Source organism: Sorangium sp. So ce131, assembly GCF_051519095.1.
GTDB lineage: Bacteria > Myxococcota_A > Polyangia > Polyangiales > Polyangiaceae > Sorangium.
The window spans coordinates 4,840,602-4,852,752 of record NZ_CP150455.1 but is presented as its reverse complement, the minus strand read 5'-3'; the positions used below and the strand labels follow the sequence as shown (position 1 = coordinate 4,852,752).

Here is a 12,151-nt window from a genome sequence, read left to right as displayed (position 1 = left end):
TTCGCGTCTAACCTCGCGGAATCATTCAGTGGGTCGACAGGGACTCGAACCCTGGACCTACGGATTAAAAGTCCGCAGCTCTACCGACTGAGCTATCGACCCGATTCAGCGGCCGGCGAAGCTAGCAGAAGGCCCCGGCAGGTTCCACCTTATCCTTCTCCCCTCTCTCTCCGCGCCCCCTCCTGCTCCGATCGCCGCTTCCCCCTCGCCCCCGTCCTCCCGCCCCCATCCAACTCTCGCTTCGATCCGGCCTCCCCCCACCGTCCTGCACGGCGCTCTCCCCTCTCGCCACCGCTCACCCCGCTCGCTCTGGCCCATCGCCCCGCCGCCTCCCCCGCCCGTCCCGGTCACGGCTCCCCTCGCCCTCCCCCACGTCACCCCCCTCGCCCCTCCGGCCCCCTCCGCCTCGCCCCGCGGCCTTTCCTCCCGCCTCCCCCTCGCCGCGGCTTCCTCACGCCCTCGCCTCGCGCTATGAGGTCCCGCCATGTCCCCGTCACGCCCTTCGTCGTCCGCCACCCCCAAAGATTCCTTCGCGTCGTTGTTCGAGCAGTCCGAGGGAGCTGGCAAGCGCCGCCGGCAGTACCACACGGGGGAGACGGTCGAGGTGACGGTGGTCGCCATCGCGCGCGAGGCGGTCTTCGCGGATCTCGGCGGCAAGCAGGAGGGCATGTTCGAGCGCGTCGCGCTGAGCGACGGTGAGGGCAAGCTCCGGGTGTCGGTCGGCTCGCGCGTCTCGGCGGTGGTCTCGGGCGTGGACGCGGGCACGGGCCAGGTTCGTCTCACGCCGGTCGTGGTGCGCGCGAGCGACGACGGCGACGGCGCGACGTCGCTCTCGGTCTCGTCGTCGGCCTCGGGCGGCGCGCCGCTCCTCGTGGAGGGGGCGCGGGTCAAGGGCAAGGTGACGGGCATCGAGCGTTACGGCATCTTCGTCCAGATCGCCGGCACCTCGGGCCGTTCGGGTCGCGGGCTGGTCCCGACCGCCGAGACGGCGACGCCTCGCGCGGCCGACCTGAAGAAGCACTTCACCGTGGGGCAGGAGGTCGAGGCGAAGATCCTCAACGTCGACGAGACCGGCAAGATCCGCCTGTCGATCGCCGCGCTCCGCGTCGACGAGGAGCGCGGCCAGTTCGAGTCCTACGCGAAGGCCGAGCGCTCCGGCGCCGGCGCCGGCGGCAACGACAAGGCGGGGAAGCCCGCCCCTCGCAATTTCGGGACGCTGGGCGACCTGCTCGCAAAGAAGGTCAAGCGCTAGCCCCGCCAGCGATCGCTCCCGGGCGCCGCCCGGCGCCGCTCCTCCGGCCGGCAGGAGATTGCATCTTCCCCGCGGTTGAGCGTACACCTCGCGCGCGCAGCGCTGCGCTCGGCACGTCAGCCGCACGGACCTCAGCTTCCAGCGCCTGCTCGTCGCTCCCTGGCGCCTCGCGCCCTGCTCTCTCCGCTCTGCCCCTGCTTCGATGCCTTCCCTCGCTCGTGCCTCCGCATCGCTGCTCGCATCGCGGCGCTCTCATCCCGCGGCGTCCCTCTCCCGCGCGGCGTCTCTTCGCCCCACGGGCCTCCCCGGCGCCTCCCCGTCCGCCCCCCCTCTCGCCGCCCTCACCGGCCGCGCGCTCGCCTCCCTCGCCCTCCTCGCCGCCGCCTGCTCCCCGGCGCAGGATCCTCCCGGCAGGGCCACCGACGACCACCCCGGTTCGACCGGTTCCCCTGCTCCCCCCGCCTCCTCCGCGCCTGCCGCTCTCCCGGGCCCCGCAGCGTCCTCCTCCGACCTGCTCCCCGCTTCCGCTTCGGCCTCCTCCTCCCTCCTCGCCGCCGCCCGCTCCGCCCCCAAGGAGGCCACCCTTCCAGGCCAGGGCGCCAAGATCGCCAGCATCGCGATGCGCACCTGGATCTACGTCGCTCCCGACGAGCGCTCGACCAAGCTCGGCTATCTCCGCGCCGGTGCGGTCGTCGATCGGGCCGAGCTCCCCGCCGGCACGGACGGCTGCGCTGGCGGCTGGTACCGGATCGCGCCGCGCGGTTACGTCTGCGTGGGCAAGGGCGCGTCGCTCGCGCTCGAGCATCAGGTGGTCGCCGCCGCGGTGCGCGGCCCGCGCCGCGGCGCGCCTGCGCCGTACCACTACGTCATGTCGGGCTCGCCGCCGCCGCACCTCTACTTCCGGCTCCCGACCCGCGAGGACCAGGCGCGCGTCGAGGGCTCCACGCTCAACGTCCACCTCGCCCGCGCCGCCGTAGCCCCCTCGTCGTTGCCGCTCGATCCGGTGCCGGAGTTCCTGCTCGCCGGCCGGGATCTCCCCAAGCCGTACGGCGCCGAGGAGAAGCTGCACTACTCGGTGCACACCGGCCGCGCCAAGGAGAGCTCCGCGTTCGGCCTCATCACCACCTTCGAGTGGACGGGCCGCCGGTTCGGCCTCACGACCGAGCTCGATCTCATCCCGCTCGACCGCACGCGCCCGGCGCGCCTCAGCGCGCTGCGCGGCATCGTCATCAAGGACCTCGAGAGGGACGTCGACCTCGAGGGCCCGGCGAGCGCCTCGGACGCCGCACCCGCGCCCGCGTCCCCCATGGCGTCCGCCCCCCCGACCGACCGCCCCTCCGAGCCCGCCGACGAGCTCTCCGAGACCGTCGTGCCCTCTGCGGACTCTCCTCTCCCTCCTGCTCCGCCGGGCACCGACCCGAAGATCGACCCGGCCCTGAAAGGCGCCCCGGCCTTCGTCCGCGCCCACGGTGCGAGCAAACAGCGCCCCTCGGCGTCCGGTGGCGGCCTCGTCGACGCCGGGCTCGCGCCGTTCCGCTCGGGATGGGTGCTCACGGGCCGCACGCGGGGTGGCTCGAAGGGCCTGCTCGAGACCACCGACGGCTCATGGCTCGCCGAGGGCCACCTCGTGATCGCCGAGCTGCGCAAGGACCCGCAGGGCTTCGCGCGCCAGGGCAAGAAGTGGATCGACATCTCGATCCGCCGCCAGGTGCTCGTCGCGTACGAGGGCACGCGCCCCGTGTTCGCGGCGCTGATCTCCAGCGGTCGCAGCGGCATGAGTGATCCCGAGGAGACCGACGCGACCGTCCGCGGGTCCTTCCGCATCCATGCGAAGCACGTCTCGACCACGATGGACGGCGACGACGAGGCGTCCGAGGCGTTCGACCTGCGCGACGTGCCCTACACGCAGTACTTCCACGAGGGCTACGCCCTGCACGGCGCCTACTGGCACGACGAGTTCGGCAAAGCGCGCAGCCACGGCTGCATCAACCTCGCGCCTGCCGACGCGGCCTGGCTCTTCGAGTGGACCGAGCCTGCCGTCCCGCCCGAGTGGCACGGCGCGCTCAACATCGAGGGCGGCGGCACGCTCGTGTACGTGCACGGCTGACCCGACGGCGCGCTCCCCGGCGACTCGTCCACGTGCACGGCTGACCCGACGGCGCGCTCCCCGGCGACGGCCGTCCCACACGGCGAGGCCGGCCCGCGCCCCGACGGCGAGATCCGCCGAGAGATCTGCCGCGCAGTGTGCACCTGGCCCACCCGCCCACGCGCAGCGAGACCACGCGCGCTCACCGCGGCGGCGCCGACCTCCTCGGCGTCGCTCCGCACCGCCGCGGGCGGCTCAGCCCGCTCTGCCGGATCTCTCCGGCGAGCGGTCGCGCCGCCCGCGCTCTGCCGCTGCCGCTCCTGCGTTTACTGGCAGGAGGCCGGCATCTGCGCGCCGAGCAGCAGGCCGCGCAGCGTCGAGAGCGCCTGCCGGCCTTGCGGCGAGTTCGCGAGGCCGTCACACGCGGAGGCCGCGGCGAGGTAGGCGCCCTGTTGCTCGGGCGGCGCCGACTTCGCGTTCTGGCGCAGCGCCGCGCAGCACTTGCGGATCCCGCCCGGGTCGGGGGTGCCCGTCGCCTTCTTTCCGGCGTCCGCGTCCGCGACGTCCGCGTCGGCCGCGTCCACCCCGGCGTCCTCCTCGGGCACGATCGCCGTCGTGGGGGTCGGCGTCGGCGCCGGCGTCGGAACGGCCGGCGCGGAGGGCACAGGCGGCGGCAGCTCCTCCTCGTCCTTGCACCCGTTGCTGGCCAGAACCACCGCAAGGGGGAACAGCATCGCCCCCAGAACCGTGAAGAGCCGTGTAGGTTTCATCTCACCTCAAGTATCCGATTCGCGTCTGCGTGGGAACTTCTGTTCGACGAGGAACGCCCCGATCGCAACCAACTTCCCCGAGCGCCCGCGGTCCGATACTCCGACGACTGCACGCCCTCGGCGATCCGAGCGACGAGAGTATGGGCGTCCGAGGCTCGCTCGCAAGATCGCGACCGCCTACGGCGGTCGCGCTTCAGGTGCGCCCCGATGTTCCCTGCGGGAGCATCCGTCGCCATGTGCGCCGTCGCTCGACGACGCGCTCTCTTAGACGGCGCGCGCTTCCGGACGATGCGCCGGCGGCGCTCTCGCCGGCGGCGCTCTCGCCGGTGACGCTCTCACCGGCGGCGCTCTCGCCGGCGGCGCGCTCGCCGGCGGCGCGCTCGCCGGTGACGCGCTCGTCGGTGACGCGCTCGTCGGTGACGCGCTCGCCGATGACGCGCTCGCCGATGACGCGCTCAGGACGTGCGCGCGCTCTCGGACGCGGCGCATGAAGGCGCGACAGAACGGCACGCACGGAGAGAACACCTCGAGACCGTCCCCCATGGAGCGCGCGCGATCGATCGCGCACCTGTGGCCAAAGCGAGCGCGCGTGCGCATGTCCAACTCACGAAAGGACTCGCCGACCGGCTGGCGGAGGGGCCGCGACTCCAGCGCTCGGCCGGTACGGCAGAAACAGAAGCAACATGAAGAGCACGCATCACAACGACTGGAGGAACGATCACCAAACCGCAGCCGCCAGCCCCACAGAAGACACCTCGGTCGCGTTCTCGCTGGACGCGGTGAGGGCCCGGGAGGACGCCGCCGCCACGACCTCGCCCGCGCCGCGCTCCGCGGACGACGATCGCGACGTGTCGTCGGGGCTGATCGACCTCGCCGCGCTGAGGACCGCCGAGCAGAGCGGCCGCAGCCCTGTCCTCGACGTCTTGCCGATCTTCCCGTTCGGCGAGCCGCCCGCGCCCGACGCGCTGGCGTCTTCTGCGTCGCCCGCGAGCGCCGCCGCATCGGCCGCGCCCGCCGCCCACGCGACGCGGCGCGGGTGGCGTGCCCACTCCGGCGCCGCCTTGCTCGCAGCCGCCGCGGCGGCGGTCGCGGCCCTCACGGTGGGCTTCTCGTCGCCGCGCGCCGACCTCGGTCCGCCCGCGGCGACGGGCATCGGGGCGGCGGTGAGCTCGATCGAGGTGCGGCTCCCGCGTGTCGAGTCGCCCGCCGCCGCGCCCGCGGAGCTCGCGCAGGTCGAGCTGCCCACCGAGCGCGCCGTCCCGGCGGAGGAGCCCGGCGCGGCCGCCCCGCCGCGCGCCCCGGCGGGCCGCTCGCGCGCTCCCGGCGCGGCCGCTCCGCAGACTCCGCGCTCCGGAGCCCCGGCGCAGGGCGACGCCGGGCGCCGCGCTCCCGCCGACCCGTGCGGCGGCGACCTCATGTGTGCCATGCGCCGCGCGACGGGCGGCTGACCTGCTACTGCAACCGCAGGGCGGCTCAGGCCGGCATCTACCGGCCTGAGCCGCTCCAGCGCGCGCGTCCGCTCCTCACGCGCCGCTCCAGCGCGCGCGTCCGCTCCTCACGCGCCGCTCCAGCGGCCGCGTACGTTCCTCAGCAAACCGCTCCACGCCCCAGCGCGCACGTCCGCTCGCCGCCGCTCAGGCCGTGCCCGCCCCCGGCGCGGAGCCGGCGTGCGCGGCGATCGAGTCGAGCAGGCGGTTCAGGTCGAACGGCTTCGCCACCGACGCGCACGCGCCGACCTCGCGGGCCCATGTGCCGGCGTCCACCGCCGCCGTCATGACGAGGATCGGCGCGCGCGGACCGGGGCACGACGCGTAGGCGCGCGCGAACCCCCAGCCGTCCATCACCGGCATGCGCATGTCGAGCAGGATGAGGTTCGGCTTGTGACGGTCGAGCAGGGCGAGCGCGGCCTCGCCGTCGCCCGCTGAGAGGACGTCGTAGCCCTCCTCCATCAGCGTGATCTCGAGCATCTCCCGGATCTCTTGATCATCGTCGACGATCAAGATCTGCTTGCGCCGTACCACGCGGCTCCTTTCCGACGGCACCTCGGATCGAGGCGCGACGTTCGCCGTCCTCTCCATCCCGGTTCCACAGCACCCGTCTGCCACGATATCCCCCCATGTGGGCACCCCCCTGAACGAGCGCCCGCCACCCAGGCAAACGATGTCGCGCGCGCTTCCTGCGTCGCACGGGAGATGCGCAATCTAACTGCAGAGCCCGTTCCGGCCAGCGGATCACGTGCGCGGACGCGCCGCGGCGGGCGAGGACGGAGCGATCGCGCCCGCGGCATCCATCCGGGGCAGAAGCGCGGCGTCGAGCGCCGTGTCCCCCTCGCTCGCGCGCTGTGCGATGGCGCTCGCCGCGCGCTCGATGTCGCCGCGCAGGGTCCCGATCGCCACGCCGCCCGTCCCTTCCGGCACGCCCGCGAGCCGGGCGTGCGCCTTGTTGAGCAGGCGCACCGCACCGGACGGACTCTGCATCTTCGTGAGCTTGTGCAGGGCCGCCGCGACGAGGATGAGCCCCTGCAGGAACGTCTTCCTCACCGGGTCCTGCTCGTCGCGCCACCGGACCTCCCACAGCTCGTGGGCCTCGAAGAACAGCCCGGCGCGGTAGGCCTCGATCCCCCGCTGGACGATCACATGGAGCTCGGCGTCGCGAGAGGTCATGGCGTGGGGCGGGGCGAGCGGCGAGGCGGGCGGCGATGCAGACGGTACCACGCGCGGCCCGCGTGCATCCGTCCGCGCGCTCCGGTACCCGCCCGCGATCCCCAGCCGCGGTGGTAGGCTCGGCACGTGCAGCGGTGGATCCTCGTGGGCGTGATCGTGGGGCTCCACCTCGTCGCCTTCGCGATCGGCGTGTTCCTGCGCCGCCGCAGGCGTCGCCGCCGCCCTCCACGCTGAGCCGGCGCGCCGCCCTCCATGCTGAGCCGGCGCGCCGCCCTCCACGCTGGGCCGGCGCGCCGCCCCGTCAGCGCGAGAGCAGGCTGCGCAGCCGATCGAGCGCCGCGGGGTGCGCCCGCACCACGAGGCGGCCGCCCGCGTCGTCGTACTCCTCCGAGAGCACGCGCGCGTTCTCGTAGATCTCCCCGATCAGGCTCTGCTTCGCGTACGGCAGGCGCAGCTCGGCCTCGACCATCGACTCCTCGAAGAACGCGATGAGCGCCTCGCGCAGCGCCGCCACGTCCGCCGGGATCTTCGCCGAGAGCAGCGTCGCCTCCGGGAACTCGAGGCGCAGCGCGTCCCGCTCCTCCTCCGAGAGCCGGTCCACCTTGTTGAGCAGGAGGCGGCTCGGCACCTCGCTCGCGCCGATCTCGGAGAGCACGCTGCGCGTCACCCCGAGCTGATCGCGGAACGTCGGATCCGACGCGTCGGCCACGTAGAGCAGGAGCGACGCCTCGAGCGCCTCGTCCAGCGTCGAGCGGAAGCTCGCCACGAGGTCGTGCGGCAGCTTCTTGATGAACCCGACCGTGTCCGAGATCAGGATCCGCGGCCGCACCTCGGGGTGGAGCGCGCGCACCGTCGTGTCCAGCGTCGCGAACAGCTTGTCCGCGACGAGCACCTCGCTGCCCGTCAGCGCCCGCATCAGCGACGACTTCCCGGCGTTCGTGTAGCCGACCAGCGCGACGCGGCGCTGCCCTTGCCGCAGCGCGCGCCGCGTCGACTGCTCGCGCTGCACCCCCGCGAGCTCCTGCTTCAGCTCCGCGATGCGGTCGCGGATCTTGCGGCGATCGAGCTCGAGCGCGCTCTCGCCGGCGCCCTTGCCGCCGATGCCGCCGCGCTGCCGGTCGCCGCCGCCGCCCGTCTCGCGGAGCCGCGGCGCGACGTAGTTGAGCCGCGCGATCTCCACCTCGAGCTTCGCCTGCCGGCTCCGCGCGTGCCGGTGGAAGATCTCGATGATCACGCCCGCCCGGTCGAGCACCTGCGCGCCGGTCGCCCGCTCCAGGTTGCGCGCCTGGCTCGGCGAGATGTCGTGGTCCACCGCCACGATCGTCGCCCGCCGCACCGCCCCCCGCTCGCCGTCCCCCCGGCCCGGCGCCGCGGCGCCTTCGTCGCCCTCGCCGAGGTCGCCCTCGTCGAGATCGCCCTCCTCGCCGGGATCGCCCCCGTCCTCCGCGCCCTCGCCGGCCTCTGCCTGCCGGCGCGCGCGCGCCTTGTTCTTCCGCTCCGGCGCGCTCGAGGGCACGACGCCGCTGCCGCCCGTGAGCTCCGCGAGCTCCTTGAGCTTGCCCTCGCCGAGCACCGCCGCCGCCGCCAGCGCGCTGCGCCGCTGCGACACGGTCGCGATCACGTCGAAGCCGAGCGTCTGCACGAGGCGACCCAGCTCGGCCAGATCGGCGGCGTGCTCGACATCGTCGACGCCGGGGAGCTGCACCCCGACGAGCACAGCGAGAGGACGTTCCTGTTCTTGCGTTGTCATAACTGAACTACCGGGGCCGCGCCGCCTCGCGGTGGAGCCGCGCGTTCTCGAGCACCAGCGACGCGAGGCGCCCGAGCTCCGCGGCCACGGCCGCGTCGTCGTGGTGGAGCTCGCGCTCGATGGTCCAGACGCTGAGCAGCCCCAGCTTCCTGCCGCGCGCGGCGAGCGGCACGAGGATCGCCGAGCGGGCGCCGAGCTCGCGCAGCGCCGCGAGGTGCTCCGGCCCGCGGGCGATCCGCTGGAGCCACGGATCCGTGACCAGCGGGACCAGCGTGGCCTCCCCGCGGGCCATCACCTCGGCCGACGCGCCGCCGTCGGCGAGCAGGAGCGGCGGGAGCCGGGAGAGCCTCGGCAGGATCGCCCGCGCCTCGGAGACGCGCGCCGCGGCGACGAGCCGCGGGGCCCCGCCGCCGTCGTCGAGCAGGTCGAGCGCGCAGAGGTCCGCGAAGCGCTCGCCGCCGAGCCGCACCACGTGCTCGATCGTCCCCTCGTGGTCGGGCGACGACGCGAGCAGCGCGCTCGCCTCGACGAGGAGCTCGCGCGCGCGCTCCGCCTTCCGGCGCTCGGTCACGTCGTCGACGACCATGACGGCCGCGGTGATCCGCCCGTCGGCGTCGCGCACGGGCGTCGCGGTGAAGCTGCCGCGGCGGCGCTCCCCGTCGCCGCGGACGAACTCGAGCTCCTCGCCGGAGACGGTCTCGCCGCCGTGCAGCGCCCGGAAGAGCAGCCAGCGCGCGCGCTGATCGTCGTCCGTCTCGCTGAGCAGCGTCCGGAGGGGCGCGTTGCTCGGGGTCTCGTCGGGCCCGCGGACGATCTCCGAGAACCGCCGGTTGCCGAGGACGAGGGCGCCCGACGCCCCCTCCGCGATCGCCACGCCGACCGGCAGCCGCTGGATCGTCGCCTCGAGCCGGCTGCGCTCCGCCGCGAGCTGCTCGCGCAGCTGCGCCTGGGTCGCGAGCGCGGCCGCGCGCTCCGCCGCCTTCCGGAAGAGCAGCCGGTCGCCCTCCGAGAACTCCGCCACGCGGCGCGAGCTCATCACGGCGACGCCGAGCAGGCGCCCCTCCGCGAGCAGCGGCACCCCGTAGAGGGCGTGCAGCGCGTCGCTCGGGCGCTCGCTCTGCGCGCCCGACTCGGACCCCGCCGCGCCGCCGCCCGCGTCGGTCGCCAGCGGGTCCGGCGCCGCCGAGCGCAGCGCCACCGGGCGCCGCTCGCGGACGACGCGCCCGATGAAGCCCTCCGCCAGCCGGTAGGCGCGCAGGCTCCACAGCGCCTCGTCGATCCCGATCCCCGCGCGGATCCGCAGCGACTCGCCCTCGAGCAGGAGCATCACCGCCCAGTCGGCCGACCGCGCCGACTCGAGCAGCACCTCGAGCAGCCGCCGGAGGAGCCGGTCGATCTGCGCGCTGCCGACGCCCTCGGCCGACACGCGATCGAGCGCGCCGAGCGCGCGCTCGCGCGCCGCGGCGCTGCGCGCGGCCGGGTCGATGATCACCTGGTCGAGCGCCTCGTGGAGCACCGTCATCTCGAGCCACGACGGCTGCGTCCCGGTCCGCTCCAGGAACCGGAGCACGCAGCGGCGGAGCACCGCGTACTGCGCCGTCACGTCCTCGAGGTCGAACCCGTCGCGCAGCCGGTCGAGCACGCGGAAGCCGAGCAGCGGCTCCGGGAACTCGGCCGAGACCGACTCGACGCCGGTCCACGAGTCGCGCTCCTCGTCGCTCTGCGGCACAACCGCCGCGGAGACGGCCGCGTCGAGGCGCTCGGCGATGCGCTCGAAGACCGAGGGCAGCTCCTCGCGCAGCGCGACGAAGCCGGGGGGCCGCTCACCCGGCGCGCGGCGCCGCTCCGCGCGCTCCCACGCGTCCAGGATCCCCGCGCTGTGCGCACGGAGAAAGGCGGCGAGCGGCGATTTGGGAAGGTCTCTCTGGGACATTCACGCGCTGGCCGGAGCCGATGCAGCCCAGTCTACGTCAGCCTGCGATGGGGGAGATCCAGAAACGAACCTGGGGCGCGTCCCTCCCGTGCGCCCGTCTGCCCGAGCTCCCCGGCCCCGCGCGCTCGCTGGTCGACCGCCTCGCCGCAAGGGGCTGGCCGCCCGCGTCTTCGTAAGGAGTCTTCCATAAGTCCTTATGAAGCACTTATCGATCATCCCCGGGCGAGCGGCCCTCCGGGGCGCGCCCCGCGCCGGCCCGCGCCGGCTGGCGCGCGGCCGCGCGACGCCGCCGCCGCGCGGCCGAGATCGCGCCCGCGGCGGAGAGGGCGAGCCAGGCCGCGCCCCCGCCGAGCGGCGCGGCGGCCTCCGCGCCCGCCGCGCCGAGCTTGCACCCGCACCCGCCCGGCTCCTCCGCGGGCGGCGCGCCGCCGCCCTCGCCGCTGCCGCCGCCCTCGCCGCTGCCGCCCCCGCCCGCGCCCGCGTCGCCGCCGCATTGCCGCGAGCCGACGGAGAGCTGCGTCGCGCCCCAGAGATCGGTGCAGGTCTCGGCCATGCCGCTGTCGGGCGCGCACTCGAGCGGACCGCAGAGCCCGTCGAGGTGCAGGAGGGCGGAGAAGGTCGCGCCCTCGTCGCGCGACGCGCCGACGGTGAAGCCGTCGGTGAACTCGTCCCCGCAGGCGAAGAGCCCCTCGGGCGTCCAGGTCAGGCACCGCGCGCCCACGTCCGAGACCTTCTCGAACTCGAGCGTGCTGGCCGGCGCGCGCCAGATCCCGTCCATGTCGCCGCCCACGAGCACGGTCGCCCCGTCCGGCGAGAGCGCGAAGCCGAGCAGGTTGCCCTGCCCCTCGAAGGCCGTGGTGAAGGTCTGCCCGCCGTCGTCCGAGACGACGAGCACGTCGCTCGGATCGCCGTCGATCCGCACGTAGACGCGATCGGGATCGGCGGGATCGATCGCGCTCAGGAAGGGCAGGTGCCTGTCGTCGCTCCCCGGGATCGCGAGCTGTTCCCACGTCTCACCGCGGTCGAGCGTCCGGAAGAGCACGCCGGTGTAGTCGGGCCCGCCGAGACGGCCGCTCAGGTAGACGCGGGAGGGCTCCGAGGGGGCCACGTCCACGGTGAGCGCGAGGAAGTCGTCGGGCAGGTCGGCGCCCGCCCGCGTCCACGTGCCGGCGTTGTCGTTCGTCTCCCAGAGCTGCGTCAAGAACCGCCCGGCGCCGAGGCCCGTGTTGAAGACGAGCACCGCGCGGGAGGGGTCTGCGCGCTCGGCCGAGAGGTCCACCACGTAGCGGCCGAGGAGGTCGCCCGGGGCGAAGGCCCAGTCGCAGCCGCCGTTCTTCGAGGCGCTGAGCCCGTCGTAGATCCCCGCGATGATCGTCCCGTCGGCGAGGAAGGCCAGCATCGGGTCCTCGTAGCCGCCGAAGCCGACGAGCGGCTCGCAGATCCAGCGCCAGGTCTCGCCGCCGTCCTGCGTCGCGAGCAGCCCGTAGGTGGCGCGCACCAGGAGGCGCGACGGATCGCTCGGGTGGGCGGCGATCAGGCCGGCGGCCGGGAAGCGGCCGTTCGCCGAGGCGGGCGCCGCGAGCGCCGCGATCGAGAGCAGCGCGGCGGCGGCGATCCCCGCCGGGCCGGGCCGCCGCGCGCGCCGCCCGCGGCGCGCGCCGGATGTCTCACCAGCAGGAGATTGCACGAGGGCGAGA

10 protein-coding genes and 1 tRNA gene are annotated in these 12,151 nt (G+C 74.7%); 3 read left to right on the top strand and 8 right to left on the bottom strand.

The annotated features are described in order from the left end of the window. Positions 1-29: 29 nt before the first annotated feature. Positions 30-102 (bottom strand) — tRNA-Lys (locus tag WMF43_RS17870). Between the two features lie 382 nt (positions 103-484). Here WMF43_RS17870 and WMF43_RS17865 point away from each other — a divergent pair. After that, a complete protein-coding gene (locus WMF43_RS17865; protein ID WP_437681642.1) occupies positions 485-1,252 on the top strand; it encodes a S1 RNA-binding domain-containing protein in 768 nt (255 codons plus the stop codon). 619 nt (positions 1,253-1,871) lie between these two features. Further along, positions 1,872-3,359, top strand: coding sequence for a L,D-transpeptidase (locus WMF43_RS17860; protein WP_437681640.1), 1,488 nt, complete (start codon positions 1,872-1,874; stop codon positions 3,357-3,359). Between the two features lie 305 nt (positions 3,360-3,664). Here the strand turns inward: WMF43_RS17860 and WMF43_RS17855 are convergent, their stop codons facing one another. Next, positions 3,665-4,108, bottom strand: a complete 444-nt coding sequence (locus tag WMF43_RS17855) for an acyltransferase (protein ID WP_437681639.1) — start codon at positions 4,106-4,108, stop codon at positions 3,665-3,667. A 193-nt stretch (positions 4,109-4,301) separates the two neighbouring features. Then, positions 4,302-4,622, bottom strand: coding sequence for a hypothetical protein (locus WMF43_RS17850; protein WP_437681638.1), 321 nt, complete (start codon positions 4,620-4,622; stop codon positions 4,302-4,304). Between the two features lie 169 nt (positions 4,623-4,791). Here WMF43_RS17850 and WMF43_RS17845 point away from each other — a divergent pair, with 169 nt between their 5' ends. Further along, on the top strand, positions 4,792-5,556 hold the full coding sequence (locus WMF43_RS17845; RefSeq protein ID WP_437681636.1) for a hypothetical protein: 765 nt from the start codon (positions 4,792-4,794) through the stop codon (positions 5,554-5,556). A gap of 186 nt (positions 5,557-5,742) precedes the next feature. Here the strand turns inward: WMF43_RS17845 and WMF43_RS17840 are convergent, their stop codons facing one another. From WMF43_RS17840 to WMF43_RS17820, 5 genes are all read right to left on the bottom strand, one after another. Beyond that, positions 5,743-6,129 carry a response regulator transcription factor gene (locus WMF43_RS17840; RefSeq protein WP_437681634.1) on the bottom strand — a complete coding sequence of 129 codons (387 nt, stop codon included), beginning with the start codon at positions 6,127-6,129 and terminating at the stop codon, positions 5,743-5,745. 210 nt (positions 6,130-6,339) lie between these two features. Then, the gene (locus WMF43_RS17835) at positions 6,340-6,771 is read right to left on the bottom strand and encodes a DUF309 domain-containing protein (protein ID WP_437681632.1); all 432 of its coding nucleotides are present in this window, start codon (positions 6,769-6,771) and stop codon (positions 6,340-6,342) included. A gap of 301 nt (positions 6,772-7,072) precedes the next feature. Continuing rightward, complete coding sequence (gene hflX, locus WMF43_RS17830) at positions 7,073-8,521, bottom strand: GTPase HflX (RefSeq protein ID WP_437681630.1); 1,449 nt, start codon at positions 8,519-8,521, stop codon at positions 7,073-7,075. 7 nt (positions 8,522-8,528) lie between these two features. Continuing rightward, the gene (locus WMF43_RS17825) at positions 8,529-10,454 is read right to left on the bottom strand and encodes a GAF domain-containing protein (protein WP_437681629.1); all 1,926 of its coding nucleotides are present in this window, start codon (positions 10,452-10,454) and stop codon (positions 8,529-8,531) included. Between the two features lie 205 nt (positions 10,455-10,659). Then, positions 10,660-12,141 carry a WD40/YVTN/BNR-like repeat-containing protein gene (locus WMF43_RS17820; RefSeq protein WP_437681627.1) on the bottom strand — a complete coding sequence of 494 codons (1,482 nt, stop codon included), beginning with the start codon at positions 12,139-12,141 and terminating at the stop codon, positions 10,660-10,662. Positions 12,142-12,151 lie beyond the last annotated feature (10 nt).